General features: G+C 73.5%; 10 protein-coding genes. 3 read left to right on the top strand and 7 right to left on the bottom strand.

Annotated features, from left to right (window positions below; translation table 11 throughout):
* The first annotated feature begins 2 nt into the window (after positions 1–2).
* Positions 3–488: a VOC family protein gene (locus tag CBP52_RS08815; RefSeq protein ID WP_094180627.1), complete on the top strand. Its 486-nt coding sequence runs from the start codon at positions 3–5 to the stop codon at positions 486–488.
* 7 nt (positions 489–495) lie between these two features.
* Here the strand turns inward: CBP52_RS08815 and CBP52_RS08820 are convergent, their stop codons facing one another.
* From CBP52_RS08820 to CBP52_RS08830, 3 genes are read right to left on the bottom strand one after another with little or no spacing between them, the layout of a single operon-like run.
* Positions 496–1947, bottom strand: coding sequence for a hypothetical protein (locus CBP52_RS08820; protein WP_094180628.1), 1452 nt, complete (start codon positions 1945–1947; stop codon positions 496–498).
* Between the two features lie 48 nt (positions 1948–1995).
* Positions 1996–2751, bottom strand: coding sequence for an aminoglycoside 3'-phosphotransferase (locus CBP52_RS08825; RefSeq protein WP_094180629.1), 756 nt, complete (start codon positions 2749–2751; stop codon positions 1996–1998).
* A 7-nt stretch (positions 2752–2758) separates the two neighbouring features.
* Positions 2759–3247: a GNAT family N-acetyltransferase gene (locus CBP52_RS08830; RefSeq protein ID WP_094180630.1), complete on the bottom strand. Its 489-nt coding sequence runs from the start codon at positions 3245–3247 to the stop codon at positions 2759–2761.
* Between the two features lie 48 nt (positions 3248–3295).
* Here CBP52_RS08830 and purU point away from each other — a divergent pair, with 48 nt between their 5' ends.
* Positions 3296–4171 carry a formyltetrahydrofolate deformylase gene (gene purU / locus CBP52_RS08835; RefSeq protein WP_094180631.1) on the top strand — a complete coding sequence of 292 codons (876 nt, stop codon included), beginning with the start codon at positions 3296–3298 and terminating at the stop codon, positions 4169–4171.
* A 103-nt stretch (positions 4172–4274) separates the two neighbouring features.
* Here purU and CBP52_RS08840 read toward each other — a convergent pair whose 3' ends face one another.
* A complete protein-coding gene (locus CBP52_RS08840) occupies positions 4275–4544 on the bottom strand; it encodes a DUF167 domain-containing protein (protein ID WP_094180632.1) in 270 nt (89 codons plus the stop codon).
* A 7-nt stretch (positions 4545–4551) separates the two neighbouring features.
* Complete coding sequence (locus CBP52_RS08845; RefSeq protein ID WP_094180633.1) at positions 4552–5553, bottom strand: malate dehydrogenase; 1002 nt, start codon at positions 5551–5553, stop codon at positions 4552–4554.
* A 281-nt stretch (positions 5554–5834) separates the two neighbouring features.
* On the opposite strand from CBP52_RS08845, the gene CBP52_RS08850 reads away from it, so the two are divergent.
* Positions 5835–7259, top strand: coding sequence for a PHB depolymerase family esterase (locus CBP52_RS08850; protein ID WP_094182288.1), 1425 nt, complete (start codon positions 5835–5837; stop codon positions 7257–7259).
* A 71-nt stretch (positions 7260–7330) separates the two neighbouring features.
* On the opposite strand, the gene pulA is transcribed toward CBP52_RS08850, so the two are convergent.
* Positions 7331–14323, bottom strand: a complete 6993-nt coding sequence (pulA, locus tag CBP52_RS18215) for a pullulanase-type alpha-1,6-glucosidase (RefSeq protein ID WP_232514416.1) — start codon at positions 14321–14323, stop codon at positions 7331–7333.
* Positions 14324–14622: 299 nt separating this feature from the next.
* Positions 14623–15840 (bottom strand): NADP-dependent isocitrate dehydrogenase, encoded by a 1218-nt coding sequence (locus CBP52_RS08865; RefSeq protein ID WP_094180634.1) that lies wholly within the window; start codon positions 15838–15840, stop codon positions 14623–14625.
* Between the last annotated feature and the right edge of the window lie 87 nt (positions 15841–15927).

Genomic DNA, 15927 nt, shown 5'->3' on the forward strand with positions numbered 1-15927 from the left:
CCATGGGCATCGTCCACCCGCACCTCTGGTACTCCGACAACGCGCTCGAGGCCGCCGAGTTCTACGTCTCGGTGTTCCCGAACTCCCGCATCCTCAACGTCGTGCGCGCGCCCGCGGACATGCCCGGCGTCACCAAGGGCGCGCCGTTCGTCGTCACGTTCGAGCTCGACGGCCAGCGCGTCGACGCGATCTCGGCCGGGCCGTCGTTGCAGCTCAACGCCGCGTTCTCGTTCGTCGTCGACTGCGCCGACCAGGCCGAGATCGACCACTACTGGGACGCGCTGCTCACGGGCGGAGGGCAGGAGGTCGCGTGCGGCTGGCTCACCGACCGGTTCGGCCTGTCCTGGCAGGTGGTGCCCACGCGCCTCATGGAGCTCACGCTGTCCCCCGACGCCGACCCCGAGGGCGCCGCCCGCGCCACGCAGGTGATGCTCACGCAGAAGAAGCTCGACATCGCCGCGCTCGAGGCGGCCTACCGCGGCGAGTGACGCCGGTTCACAGGTAGAGGCCGGTGGCCACCGGCTCGACGACATCGTCCTGGCGCGGCACCCCGCGCAGGAGCAGCGCGGACCGCCCCGAAGCGGTCCACGTCGCGAGCCACCGGGCCCCGGAGAGCTCGCACAGCAACACCGTGCCGGGCCGGTCGAGCCCCGCGTCCGGGTACCCGGCGGGGCGCAGGTGCCCCTCGGCGTACGCGGCGGCGGCGACACCGACGAGCGACTGGGTGGACCAGCAGCGGCACGTCGCGAGCACGCGACGCGTCACGGCGAGGTCGACCTCGAGGCCCGCGAGGAGCCCGCGTCGGTCACGCGCGCGGTGCACCGCCTCCCCGCCGAGGGCGCCCGCGGCGAGCCCTCCGAGGACGCCGGTCGTCCACACGACGACCGCGAGGGCCGTCGAGGCGCCCGTCTCGGTGCTCAGCGGCACCGCACCCGCCACACCCGCCGCGAGCCCGGTCCCGACCGCCGCACCGAGCACCGCGCCGAGCACGTCCAGCGGGCGCAGCGTGGACGTCCGCGGACGACCGCGCGCGACGTCGTAGGACTGCGCGCGGATGCCGAACCACAGCCGCTCGTCCTCGAACGACCACGACGGGATCCGCCGCCAGGCCCGCTGCAGCATCCCGCCCAGGTACCAGCCCGCGACCAGCCCGAGGACCCCGAAGGCGAGCATGGGGAGCGCGACGAGCCACGGGGCGAGCGACGCCCACCGGTTGCGCCGGGGCCGCAGCCGCCGCACGACCTCCTCGAGCGGAGCGCCCGGCGGGCACACCTGGCGCACGGCGCACGCGAGCAGCGTGGCACCGGCCGGGTCACCCGAGTCCTGCAGCACGGTCGCGGCGTGCTCGAGAGCGGCCGGGTCACGCCACGGCGACGGCGAGCCGCCGCGCAGGAGGAGCGCGGCCGCGTACACCTCGTCGGCGGCGCGGTCCGCGTCCGTCCGGTCCCGGCGCGCGACCATGCCCGCCGCGGCGCGGCCCAGCACCAGAGGGGTGTCCGTGCCCTGGTCCGCGAGCGCGCACCACGCGTCGGTCGCCAGATCCGCCCGGCCGGAGTACTCGGCGGCGAGCGCCAGCAGGTACAGGTGGGCCGCACGGGTCGTCCCCGGGACCTGCCCCGCACGCACCAGCAGGGGCAGCGCGCGCCGGTCGCCGAGCGTCGCCAGCGCGACGAGCGCGGTGACGTCGTCGGGCTCGCGCGGCACCGCGAGCTCGGTCTCGTCGACGCGACGCCCGAGCAGCTCGAGGGCCCGCACCGGCTCCCCGCGGAGCACGGCGGTGCGAGCGCGCCAGGACGTGACGGGCTGCGCCGTGCCGCCCGACGCGTCGACGAGCAGGTCGCACAGGACGAGCTCGTCGTGCGCGTCTGCCGCGACGGCCCACGACAGCAGCAGCTCGCGCCGGTCGTCCTCGGCGAGACGCGGCGGCGCGGCGAGGTCCTCGGTCACGCCGCTTCATCGGCACGGGCCCGTCACTGGATGAGCCCCCGCCGTCGCCTACCAGGCCGAGACGCGCGGGCTGCCCCACAGTGCGCGGTAGTACGCGGTGCGCTCGAGGTCGGGCGCGACGCCGTACGCGTCGAGCAGCGCGTCCTCGTAGCCCGGGCCGTAGTTCCACACGGTGCTCCAGGTCGCGATCGCCAGGTCCGCCCAACGGTCGGCCACCCCGAGCCGGCCGAGGTCGACGTGCGCGAGCCACGCGCCGTCGTCGGACAGCAGCGTGTTGGGCACGCACGCGTCGCCGTGGCACACCACGAGCCGGTCGACCGGGGGCGCCTCGGCGAGCGCGGCGGCACGGTCCCGGTCGTCGAGCCGGCCGAGCCGGTCCTCGACCGACCACGAGAACGGGCAGCCGACGACCGGCAGCGCGTCGTGCAGCGCGCGCAGGCCCGCCCCGACGGCCCGCACCGCGTCGAGCGGTCGCGCCAGCCACAGCGGGTCCACCGCGCTGCGGCCCGGGACCGCGCGCGTCACGAGCCACGCGCCCTCGTCGTCGGCGCCCTGCGTGACGACCTCGGGGACAGGGCTGAACCGCCCCGCCCACACCAACCGTTCGGCCTCGGCCGCGAGGTCGAACGGCGTGCCCGCGGGCGCCCACTTCACGAAGACGCCGTGCACCGGCGAGTGGAAGGTCGTCCCGCCGTCCAGGTTCTGCCACACCGCGTGCACCGGCGGGTCCGCGACGAACGGCGCGTCGCCGACGAGCCGGTGGACCGCCTCGGGGACGACGACGGGCCCTGTCGGGATGCTCACGTGGCGGTCAGTCCTCCGGGGTCTCGACCAGGGTCTTGCGCAGGAACGCGTAGGTCAGGTCGCCCGCGGTCTGGTCGTGCTGGTGCTCGTAGCCGTGCTTCGCGTACAGCGCGATGTTCTGCACCGAGTCGCGGCCCGTGAACACCCACACCTCCTCGATGCCGTCCGGCAGGTACGGCAGGATCGCGAGCAGCAGCTGGGTCCCGAACCCCTTGCCCTGCAGGTCCGGCGCGACCGCGAACCGGCCGAGCGTGGCCTTCTTGTCCTCGATGAGCACGCGGATCGACCCGACGAGCCGGTGCCCGTCCCAGCCCCCGAGCGTCACGACGTCCGGACGCTGCAGGTCCTCGACGAGCTCCTCGACCGTCTGCGTGAGCGGCGGGATGTGCGGGTCGCCGTACTGCTGCGCCTCGGTGACGAACGCGGCGCGGCGCAGCGTGAGCAGCTCGCCGGCGTCGTCGGTGGTCACCTTGCGGATGTCGAGGTCGGCCGTCATACGGCCATCGTGTCAGCCGCGCGGCGCGGCGCACTACTCTCGGGACTCGTGTCCCACACTGCGAGCCCGACGACCCCAGGAGAGACCCACTGGGTCCTGACCCTCTCGTGCCCGGACCGCCCCGGGATCGTGCACGCCGTCGCGGGGCTGCTCGCGGACCACGGCGGGAACATCACGGAGTCGCAGCAGTTCGGGGACGCGCTCACCGGTCTGTTCTTCATGCGCGTCCAGGTCACGTCCGCGGTGACGTACGACGAGCTCGCGGGGGCGCTCGAGCGCATCTGCGCGGCCTTCGACATGACGTGGTCGCTCGACGTCGCCGGCCGGCCGGTCCGCACGCTCGTCATGGGCTCCACGGCCGCGCACTGCCTCAACGACCTCGCGTTCCGCCAGCGCTCGGAGAAGCTGCCGGTCGACCTGGTCGCCGTCGTGTCGAACCACACCGTGCTCGAGCCGCTCGCGCAGTTCTACGGCATCCCGTTCCACCACGTGCCCGTGACCGCGGCCACCAAGGCCGACGCGGAGGCCCGCCTGCTGGAGCTCGTCGAGGAGCTGGACGTCGAGCTCGTCGTGCTCGCCCGGTACATGCAGATCCTGTCCGACGACCTGTGCCGCAGGCTCGCCGGGCGCGTCATCAACATCCACCACTCGTTCCTGCCGTCCTTCAAGGGCGCGCGCCCGTACGCGCAGGCCCACGACCGGGGCGTGAAGCTCATCGGCGCGACCGCGCACTACGTCACGGGCGACCTCGACGAGGGGCCGATCATCGAGCAGGACGTGGAGCGCGTGGACCACACGCGGTCGGTCGACGACCTGGTCGCGCTCGGGCAGGACGTCGAGCGCCGGGCGCTGGCCCGCGCGGTGCGCTGGCACGCCGAGCACCGCGTCCTGCTGGACGGCCACCGGACCATCGTCTTCCGCTGACGCCGGGTCATTCCTCGTGAGGTCGCGCGATTCTCGCGAGGTCGTGCAGTCGTCTGCGCGACTTCCCGAGAGACGCGCGACCTCGCGCGGGCCGGGGTGGGTGTCAGGGGTTCAGGAGTGCCGTGAGGCGGGCCGGGGCGTCGGCGAGCGCGTCGTCGTCGACGTCGACGACCTTGTCGCGGCTCGTCGTGCCCGTCACCAGCGTGACGTGGCGGCGGCGCACGCCGAAGGCGTCCGCGACCGCCGCGAGCGCGGCCTCGGTCGCGGCGCCGTCGACGGCCCGGGCGGACACGGCGACGACGAGCGCGCCGGCGTGCGACCCGCCGACGCGCGTCCGTGACGCCCCCGGCCTGACCCGGATCGCGACCCGCACGGCCCGGTCAGACGAGGCCGAGCGCGCGCACCGCCTCGCGCTCCTCGACGAGCTCGGCCACCGACGCGTCGAGCCGCGCGCGCGAGTCCGCGTCGAGCTCCAGGTCGGACACGATCGACCACGACGTGCCGTCGGAGGTCACGGGGAACGACGAGATCAGCCCCTCGGGCACGCCGTACGAGCCGTCGGAGACGACGCCCGCCGACGTCCAGTCGTCGGCGGGGGTGCCGTCGACCCACGTGCGGACGTGGTCGACCGCGGCGTTCGCCGCCGAGGCCGCGGACGACGCGCCGCGCGCCTCGATGATGGCGGCACCGCGCTTCGCGACGGTGGGGATGAACGTGTCGGCCACCCACGCGGCGTCGACGAGGTCCGTCGCGGGCGTGCCGGCCACCGTGGCGCGCGTGAGGTCGGGGAACTGCGTCGCGGAGTGGTTGCCCCAGATGGTCAGGTGGCGGATCTCGTCGACCCGCCGTCCGGTCCGCGCGGCGAGCTGCGCGAGCGCGCGGTTGTGGTCGAGCCGGGTCATCGCGGTGAACCGCTCGGCGGGCACGTCGGGCGCGTGCGAGGCGGCGATGAACGCGTTGGTGTTCGCGGGGTTGCCGACGACGAGCACCTTGACGTCGTCCGCCGCGCCGGCGTTGATCGCGGCTCCCTGCGGCGCGAAGATCCCCCCGTTGGCGGACAGCAGGTCGCCACGCTCCATCCCGGCGGTCCGCGGACGCGCGCCGACGAGCAGTGCGACGTTCGTGCCGTCGAACGCGGCACGCACGTCGTCGGTGATGTCGATGCCCGCGAGCAGCGGGAACGCGCAGTCGTCGAGCTCCATGGCGGTGCCCTCCGCGGCGCGCACGGCCTGCGGGACCTCGAGGAGACGCAGCCGCACCGGGGTGTGGGGCCCGAGGAGCTGGCCCGACGCGATGCGGAACAGCAGGGCGTACCCGATCTGCCCGGCCGCACCCGTCACGGTGACGACGGCGGGGGTCTTCTCGGCGTTCTGTGCGGACACGGGCGGGCTCCTTCGATCGACCGGACGTGCGGGTCGTCGGCGCCTCGTGGGCGGCCCGACTCCCTGCGCCGAACCTATCGCGCGCGGTCGTCCGGCGCGGCGACGAGCGCGCGACGCGCGTCGGCCCGGTCCCGCCCCGGCCGGGCCGTGCGTCCCGGGCCCATCGGGTGTCGAGGCGAAACGGTTCATCGCCCGACGCCGGGTTGTCGCTCGTCGAGCGGCGGGACGACGCTTTCCGGGCGGACGCGCGCACGCGGGTCCGCCCGACGGAAGGGTCATCGATGTCGACGTCCTTGTCCCGGCGCCTGCGCGCCCTGGCCGGCACCGCGCTGGCCGCCCTCAGCCTCGCGACGGTGGGAGCCCTGGTCTCCACCACCACCACCGCGCCACCCGCCCAGGCCGCCTCGCTCGTGCGGGTCTCGAGCTTCGGCCAGAACCCCGGCGGGCTCGGCATGTACCTGTACGTCCCCGACTCGGTGAAGCCGAACGCGCCGGTCCTGGTCGTCGTGCACTACTGCACGGGCAGCGCCCAGGCGATGTTCTCGGGCACGCAGTTCGACGAGCTCGCGAACCGGTACGGCTACATCGTCGTGTACCCGCAGGCCGACCGGCCGGGCGCGTGCTTCGACGTGTCGTCCGCGCAGGCGCTGCGCCACGACGGCGGGAGCGACCCGACGAGCATCGCGAACATGGTCCGCTACGTGCAGCGCACCTACTCGACCGACGCGTCGCGCGTGTTCGTCACGGGCACCTCGTCGGGCGCCATGACGACGCAGGTGATGCTCGCGACGTACCCCGACATCTTCGCGGCGGGGGCCGCGTTCGCGGGCGTGCCGGCGACGTGCTTCTCGACGTCCTCTCCCCCGCCCGGCTCGACGAGCCAGGCGCCGTGGAACAGCGACTGCGCGCAGGGGCGCATCAACCGCACCGGCCAGCAGTGGGGCGACCTGGCGCGCGCGGCGTACCCCGGCTACACGGGCGCCCGCCCGCGCGTGCAGCTGTGGCACGGCACGCAGGACACGACGCTCGCGTACGCCAACTTCGGCGAGGCCGTCGAGCAGTGGACGAACGTGCTCGGCGTCTCCGCGACGCCGTCGTCGACCAGCGTCAACGGCGTCGTCACGCGCACGCGGTACGGCGGCACGGGTGACCAGGCACCCGTCGAGGCGAACTCGCTGGCGAACACGACGCACAACCTGCCGGTCGACGCCGCCGCCGCGATCCACTTCTTCGGCCTCGACGGCCCCGCGCCCACGCAGTCGCCGACGAGCAGCCCGCACCCGACGGACAGCGCGTCCCCGACACCGACGCCCACCCCCACGCCCACGCCCACGCCCACCCCGACGTCGTCGCCGTCGGTGACCCCGACGGGCACCGCGACGACGACCGTGCCCTCCGGGTGCCGCGTGAGCTACCAGGTCAACGCGTGGAACACGGGCTACACGGCCAACGTGACCATCGGCAACTGGGGCGCCACCGCGGTCGACGGCTGGACGCTGCGGTTCACGCTGCCCGCCGGCCAGCGGGTCGAGCAGGCGTGGAGCTCGCAGGTCACCCAGTCCGGTCAGGTGGTGACGGTCACCAACGCGCCGTGGAACGCGACGATCCCGGCCGGCGGGAACGTCCAGCTCGGCTTCAACGCGAGCCACAGCGGCTCGGCCGCCGCACCCACGTCGTTCACCCTGAACGGCATGCTCTGCGGCTGACGTGCACCACGACGAGGAGGGGCCCGGTCGGTGCGACCGGGCCCCTCCTCGTGCGCGGGCCCGCGGGCCCGTCAGCTCTCGCGGCGCCGCCGTACGACGAGCACGAGCACCAGGCCGGCGACGAGCGCGGCGGCCGCGAGCGCGACGAGCCCGGCGTCGAACCCGGTGGCCCCGAGCTCCGCGTCGGCCGCGACGACCCGCACCGCCGCGGACCCGCTGAGCCCGGAGGTCAGGCCGCGGACCTCGAGGGTGTGCTCACCCAGCGCGGCGTCCACCGGGATCGTCACGGTCAGGTCGACCGTCCCGTCCGTCGAGGCCGACCCGCCGAGCAGCAGCACCGGCGTCGAGTGCAGCCACACCTGGACCCGCTCCCCCGCGGTGAGACCCGACGCCTGCACCTCGACGGTGCTCCCGCGCCGGACGACGCCCGCCGAGAGCTCGACCCGCGGCCGCGGCCTCGGGGCGGCCGTGCGCGTCGGCTCGGGCCGCGGCTTCGCCGTGCGCGTCGGCTCGGGTCGCGGCTTCGCCGTGCGCGTCGGGTGCGGGTGGGGCGTGCGCGTCGGGTGCGGCTTCGGCGTGGCCGTCGGGCTCGTCGTCGGCGTGGGACCGGCCGTCGGGGTCGGGCCGGCCGTCGGCGTCGCCGTGGGCGTCGGGGTCGGCCCGCCGTCCTCCTGGGCCTCCACGAGCACCGCGACCGTGCGGGCCGGGACCGTCACCGTGCCGGTCGCGGTGTCCCAGGCGGTCACCTTGACGACGTCGTCGGACCCCGCGACCTGCACCGGGGACAGCGCGTACTCGCGCCCGGCGAGCTCGGGGACGACCTGGGTGGTCGCCTCCGTGCCGGCGTTGAGCACGACGAGCACGCCGTCGAGCGCGGGGTCGGCGTCCGCACCGAGCGTGTCGTCGACGCTCATGACGATCACGCCGGGCGTCGCGTCGGGGCCGCTGGTGGGGAACGTCAGCTTGGTCTCGATCGCGTCCGCCGAGCCGAGGCGCAGCAGGCGGGTCGAGGCGCGCAGCCGCAGCAGGTCGAGCGCCGCGTCCGACGCCGTGGCGACGTCGTCGGCGGACGGCTTGAGCGCCGGGTCGGCCAGCAGCGGCGCCATGTACGGCCACTTCGCCTCGTTGTCCGGCCGCGGCGGCAGCCCCTTGCCGAACCCGTTGTCGTGCCCCGTCCAGTCGATCGCGTTGAACCAGTCGCCCGAGTTGTAGCTGTTGCGGTCGAGCGACTTGCTGCGCAGCAGGTCCGCGCCCGCGTGCCAGAACGACGGCGTCTGGGCCAGCGCGGTGGTGGCGAGCGACAGCGTGTTCATCCGGATGCGGTCGTCCATCGACGTGGCCTGCGGGAGCTTCATGGTGAGCGAGTCCCACAGCGTCTCGTTGTCGTGCGCGTCGACGTACGTGACGACCTCGTCGGGCTCGGTCGCGTACCCCGCGGGCTGGCCGTTGTAGTCGACCTGCGCGCCCGTACGCACCGTCCCGTCGCTCGCGAGGAACGAGAAGTCGGCGAGGTTGCCCGCCATCCCGAGCCGCACCAGGTCGGTCTGGTGCGCGAGCGTGGCGGCCTGCGCCGCGGCGTCGCCGTTGACCGCGGCGCCGTTCGGGTCGGTGAGCTGGCCCGAGCCGAAGCCCTGGACGCGCGGGTCCTCGTCGAACGGGCCGCCGCCGCGCACCGCGTCGCGCAGCCGGTCGGAGAACGTGCCGATGCCCGTGCCGCCGAGGTTGCCCTGGCGGGCCTGCTCGAACAGCGCGTCGTCGGCGACCTCGCCGAAGTTCCAGCCCTCGCCGTACAGGTAGATGCGCGAGCCGTCGACCCCGTCGTCGGCGAGCGTCAGCTCGTCGAGCGCGTCCCGCACGGCCTGCATGTTCGCCACCGAGTGGTGACCCATGAGGTCGAACCGGAACCCGTCGACCTTGTACTCGCGCGCCCACAGCACGACCGAGTCGACCATGAGCTTGCCCGCGAGCGCGTGCTCGGTCGCGATGTTCGAGCAGCACGTGCTCGTCTGCACGGCACCCGTCGCGTCGAGGCGGTGGTAGTACCCCGGCACGACCTTGTCGAGCACGGAGGTGTCCGCCTGGCCGGCCGCCGACGTGTGGTTGTACACCTCGTCGAGCACGACCTCGAGGCCTGTGGCGTGCAGGGCCCCGACCATCGTGCGGAACTCGCCGACCCGCGCGTCGGGGTCGACCGCGTACGAGCCCTCGGGCACCTGGTAGTGGAACGGGTCGTAGCCCCAGTTGAAGCCGTCGGCGTCGGCCACCGCGGTGACGCACGCCTGCTGCTCGGTGGAGTCCGGCGCGTACGACGCCAGGTCGCACGCGGGGCTCTCCTGCTCCCCGCGGTCCTCCTCGATGGTCGCGATGTCGAACGTCGGCAGCAGGTGCACCGTCGTCAGGCCCGCACCGGCGAGCTCGGCGAGGTGCCGCGTGCCCGCGCTGTCGCGGGCGAACGCGAGGTACGTCCCGCGCTCGGCCGCGGGCACGGTCTCGTCGGCGATCGAGAAGTCCCGCACGTGCAGCTCGTAGATCGCACGGTCCACGGCCTGCTCGACCGTCGGGGACGGCGTGTCCGTCCAGATCGCCGGCCGCGTGGCCGGGTCGGCCAGGTCGACGACGACCGAGTGGGTCGAGTTCTGCGTGAGCGCGACCGAGTACGGGTCCGTCACGTCGTTCACGACGACACGCCGCAGGCTCGGGGCGTACACCGTCACGGCGTAGCGGTAGGCCGCACCGGTCCAGCCCGCCTCGCCCGCGACGCGCCACACGCCGTCGTCGCCGCGCTCGGCGGGCACGCGCGTGGGCTCGCCGGACACCTCGCCCGGCCACACCAGCAGGTCGACGTCCTGGGCGGTCGGCGCCCACAGCGCGAACGACGGCGTGCCGTCGTCCCACGTCAGGCCCAGGTCCGCGGTGGCCGCCGCGTCGGCGTACAGGTCGTCGAGCACGCCCGGGACCTGCACGCCCGTGAAGGCGACCGGGGAGTCGCCCGCCGCGAGCACCCGCAGCTCGCCCTCGAGCAGCTGCGGCGCACGCGCCGCGTCGGACGCGGACAGGTGCAGCGCGGCGTAGCCCGCGAGCGCCGGGAACGCGGCCGTGACGTCCCCGGGCAGTCCCGCCGGGTCGTACGTGAGCGCGACCGGCTCGCCGCCCTCGACCGCACCGTCGGCGAGCTCGAGCCCGCCCGTCGGCGACGCGTGCAGCGACCACGTCAGGTCCGCCGCGTCGGCGTCGCCGAGCAGGTCCTGCGGGAACGCGAGCGTGTCGGCCGTGACCCAGTGCGCGCGCGCCTGGCCGGTGCCGGGCAGCGGCGGGTCCTGGACCGTCACGGTGAGCACCTTCGTCTCGGAGTCGAACGAGAACAGCACCTGCTTGCCCGTCGTCGCGGAGAAGGTGATGTTCGCACCCCCGGGCACGCCGTCGGCACCCCAGTTGAGGTCCCAGGACCGGTCCTGCGTGACCTTCACCTGGTACGACCCGGTCGGCAGGCTCGTCGTCGTGAACGTGGACGTCCCGTCGCGGTCACCGTCCTGCAGGAGCGCGGCGAGGCAGTCGGGCTGCCAGTCGCCCGGGCAGCCGAGCTCGGACTGGAAGTCGCCCGCGAGCGTGAACAGCGGCCCCTCGGCGGTCGACGTGAACTGGTGCGTCACCGGGTCGTAGACGAACGTCACGGCACGCTCGGCGTCCAGCGTGTACGCGACGTTCGCGCCGTCCCGCACGCCGCCCGCGCCGTAGTTCTCGCTCCACGAGCCACCGATCGCCACCTTGTACTCGTACGAGCCCGCGGGGATCGTGAACGTGCCCGCGTACACCCCGCCCGGCTGGAGCTCGAGGCGCGCGTCGGCGCAGTCGGGCGCCCAGTCACCCGGGCAGCCCATCTCGCTGTTGTGGCTGCCGGGCACGCTCACGACGAGGTCGCCCGGCCCGGGCTCCTGCGGCGTGCCCGCGTCGATCGTCAGCACGCCCGTCGCGGTGTCGAGCCGGAACGTGACCGTCGGGGTCTCCGCGGTCACCGCGAACGCCACATCGTCGCCACCGGCCGTGCCGTAGCTCGTCGACCAGTCGAAGCCGCGCACGGCCTTGGCCTGGTACGTGCCCGCGGGGATCGCGGACGTCGTGTACGTCCACTCGCCGTCCCGGTCCGGGTCGGCCAGGACGCCGGTCAGGCACGTGGCGCTCCAGTCCCCCGCGCAGCCGAGCTCGGTCTGGAAGTCACCCGCGACCGTGTACACCGCGCCCGCGGCGTCGTTCACCACGCGGTGCGTCGCGGGGTCGTACCAGAACGTCACGGGACGATCGGGGTCCGTCACGGTGTACGTGATGTTGCCCGACGGCGAGTTCTTCACGCCGTCCTCGCCGTAGTTCTCGTGCCAGCCGCCGTTCTCGGCGCCCTGCGCCTCGTAGTACGCGGCGCCGACGGCGACCTTGTACTCGTAGGTCCCCGCGGGCAACGCGAACGTGCCCGACCAGCGACCGTCGGGCTGCTGCGTCAGCTGCGCGGCGGCGCACGTGGGCTGCCAGTCGGCCGCGCAGCCCATCTCCGAGCCGTGGCTGCCGGGCAGCGTCACGACGCTCTCGGCGTCGGCCACCACGGGCGTGCCGGGCCCGTAGCCCTCGCCCACGGTCGCGAACGTCGTCGCGACGGACTCGTTGCCGCTCGCGTCGCGCACCACCGCGCGGTACTCGACGAGCGCACCCGGCGCGAGGCCCGCGGTCGTGTGGAACACGCGCGGGCGGCCGGTGTCGCTCGTCCCGAGCGTCGTCCACGCGTCGTCGCCCGCGACCCGCCAGGAGAACGTCGTCTCCGCGTACGCCTCCTCGTCGAGCGTGACCGCGAGGTCCTCGAGCGCGGTGACCGGCAGACCGGGCGCGCCGACGAACTGCGCGTCGACGGCGGCCGTGCGCGCGGGCAGCGGGCTCGTCGCGCGGTAGACCACCGCGGACAGCGCCGGCACCTCGAGCGTCACCTCGTCGTCCGCCGTGACGGAGCCGGTCGCGCCGTACAGCGCGTCGAACGTGGCGTCCGGCGTGAGCGGCGTGAACGTCGCGGTGCGTGCCGCAGTCGCGTTGTTGACCGCGACGAGGTACTCGACGCGCTCGTCGCGGTCGACGCGGCTGAACGCGTACACGCCCGTGCCGTCGGCGACGAGCTGCTCGACCTGGGCGCCCTGGGACAGCGCGTCGTGCTCGCCGCGCAGCGCGCCGAGCTCGGCGATCGCCTCGTACAGCGGGGAGCCCGTGTCGAAGTGGTCGTCGGTGCCCATCGGCGTGCCGTCGACGAGCGGCTGGTCCGCGTACGAGTCCACCTGGGTGCCGAACATCGACTGCCGCGCGTCCTTGTCGCCACCGGTGCCCGCGAAGCCCTGCTCGTCGCCGTAGTAGACGACCGGCTGGCCGCGCGTGAGGAACATCAGCTGGTGCGCGAGGACGTCCCGGTCCAGCGCCGCGTCCTTGCCCGCGAGGAAGTACCCGATGCGCCCCATGTCATGGTTGCCGAGGAACGTGGGCAGCGCGTACGCGCTCGAGTCCGGTGTCGTGTACAGGTCGTCCGAGGCGTACAGCCCCGCGAGGCTCCTGGCGGACCCGCCGCCGGCGTACCCCGACGCCGCGGACTGGAACGCGAAGTCCAGCACCGCGCTCATGTCGGTCTGCCGCACGTACGGGCTCGTCTTCGCCGCGTCCGCGTCGTACACCTCGCCGAACATGAAGAAGTCGTCCTTGCCCGTGGCGCGCGCGTGGTCCATGACCTGCGCCGTCCAGGACCTCCAGAACTCCATGTCGACGTGCTTGACCGTGTCGATCCGGAAGCCGTCGATGCCGCGGTCGACCCAGTCGGAGAAGATGTCGGCCATCCCGTCGACGACCAGGGGGTTCTCGGTCATGAGGTCGTCGAGCGCGCCGAAATCACCGAGTGTCGAGGACTCCCCCGCGTAGGTCGAGCTGCCGCGGTTGTGGTAGAGCGTCGGGTCGTTGAGCCACGCCGGGACCTTGACGTCCCGCTCCGCCTCGGGCACCACCGGCGTGTACGGGAACGACGTCGCCGGGTCCAGCTCGGGGAACGGGCGTCCGACGACGTCCGCGAGCAGGAACGCGTCGCCATCCGCGTCCGTGTACGGGCGGTCCGCCTGCGAGACGTACGGGTACGGGGTGTCGCCCGGCTGCGGGTCCTCCTCGTACTGGATCACGTCGGCCGTGTGGTTCGCGATGACGTCGAAGTAGACCTTCATGCCGCGGTCGTGCGCGGCGTCCAGCAGCGCGTCCAGCTCGGCCATCGTGCCGTAGTGCGGGTCGAGCGTCGTGAAGTCCGTGACCCAGTAGCCGTGGTAGCCCGCCGAGACGTCGTCGGTGCCGGCACCCTGCACGTACTTGTTGGTGAACGACGGCGTGAGCCAGATCGCGGTGGTGCCCAGGCCCTGCACGTAGTCGAGCCGGTCGATCAGGCCCGCGAGGTCGCCGCCCTGGTAGAACCCCTTGTCCGTCGGGTCGAAGCCCGTGACCAGGCGGTCGCCCGTGAGGCCGCCGCGGTCGTTCGACGGGTCACCGTCGGCGAACCGGTCGGTCATGACGAAGTAGAGCTGCTGACCCGAGCCGGGCTGGCGGACGGGCGCGAGCGCGACCGCGTCCTGCTCGGCCTCGTCCTGCAGGTCGAGCGGCGTCAGGGACGTGCGTCCGGTCGCGACGTCGAAGTCGACGAGGAGCCGCGTGGGGCCCGCCAGGACGAGCGGCACGTCGGGTGCACCCGCGTCGCTCGACCCGCCGAACCCGTACGCGGTGTCCCACGCGTGGTCGGCGACGACCTTGAAGGCGTAACTGCCCGCGGGCAGCGTGACCGTCGCCCCGTGGTGCCCCTCGCGGCCGTCGACGGGGGCGAGGTCGCCGTCGGTGCACGTGGGCGACCAGTCGTCCGCGCAGCCGAGCTCGGTCTGCAGCGAGCCGACGAGCGTGTACGTGGGGTCGGCGGCCGTGGCCGCCCCCTGCGTGACCACCGCGCCGCCGACCAGCGCGAGTGTCGCGGCGGTCAGGAGCGACAGGGGGCGACGGGCGCGCGCGAGGACGCTGGACATGCGGCGACTCCTTCGTCTCCGCGCCGGTCGGCGCGGGCATGCGGGCTGGCACGCCCCGCGGCGGCGTCTGCGGTCACCGCTGCGGGGCGTCCGACGACGGCGGCGTCGACGGCTGGCGGCACCGTACCGGCTTGCCGCAACTTGCAGCAAGAGTTTGCTGCCGCCGTTGCCGACCCGTGACCAACCACCACGAACCGCCCGCCACGCGACCGCGGAGAACGACGGAGAACGCCGGACGGCGGAGGACGACGAACGGCGCCCACCCCGGAGGGTGGACGCCGTTCGAGGGACGCGCGGGCTCAGCCCAGGCGCGCCGCCAGGTTCTCGTCGAGCGCCGCGAGGAACTCCTCCGTCGTCAGCCACGGCTGGTCCGGGCCGATGAGCAGCGCGAGGTCCTTCGTCATCTTGCCGCTCTCGACCGTCGTGACGACGACGTCCTCGAGCGTCTCGGCGAACGCCGTGACCTCGGGCGTGCCGTCGAGCTTGCCGCGGTGCTTCAGACCGCCCGTCCACGCGAAGATCGACGCGATCGGGTTCGTCGACGTCGGCTTGCCCTGCTGGTGCTGGCGGTAGTGCCGCGTCACCGTGCCGTGCGCCGCCTCGGCCTCGACGGTCTTGCCGTCCGGCGTCATGAGCACCGACGTCATCAGGCCCAGCGAGCCGAAGCCCTGCGCGACCGTGTCGGACTGCACGTCACCGTCGTAGTTCTTGCACGCCCAGACGTAGCCGCCCTCCCACTTCATCGCGGCGGCGACCATGTCGTCGATCAGGCGGTGCTCGTACGTCAGGCCCGCGGCGTCGAACTGCTCCTTGAACTCGGTGTCGAACACCTCCTGGAAGATGTCCTTGAACGCACCGTCGTACGCCTTGAGGATCGTGTTCTTCGTCGAGAGGTACACCGGGTAGCCGCGCTGCAGCCCGTACGCGAACGAGGCGCGCGCGAAGTCGCGGATCGACTCGTTGAAGTTGTACATGCCCATCGCCACGCCGCCCGCCTCCGGGTAGGTGACGACCGTCTGCTTGATCTCCTCGGAGCCGTCGGCCGGCGTGAAGGTCAGCGTGAGGGTGCCGGCGCCGGGGACCTTGAAGTTCGTCGCCTTGTACTGGTCGCCGTGGGCGTGGCGACCGATGATGATCGGCTTGTTCCAGCCCGGGACCAGCCGCGGGATGTTGCTGATGATGATCGGCTCGCGGAACACGACGCCGCCCAGGATGTTGCGGATCGTGCCGTTCGGGGACAGCCACATCTTCTTGAGGCCGAACTCCTCGACGCGCGCCTCGTCCGGCGTGATCGTCGCGCACTTGACGCCGACGCCGTGCTCCTTGATCGCGTGGGCCGCGTCGACCGTCACCTGGTCGTCGGTCGCGTCGCGGTTCTCGATCGACAGGTCGTAGTACCGCAGGTCGATGTCGAGGTACGGGTGGATCAGGCGGTCCTTGATGAACTGCCAGATGATGCGCGTCATCTCGTCGCCGTCGAGCTCGACGACCGGGCCGACGACCTTGATCTTCGCCATGCGGGACTCCTTGCTGGGAACTGGGCCGACCCAAGATTACTCGACATCGAGAGATCTCGGCCGGGCCGCCGACGCGAGCCTGGTCAC

The organism is Cellulomonas sp. PSBB021, from assembly GCF_002240455.1.
GTDB classification, from domain to species: Bacteria; Actinomycetota; Actinomycetes; order Actinomycetales; family Cellulomonadaceae; genus Cellulomonas; species Cellulomonas uda.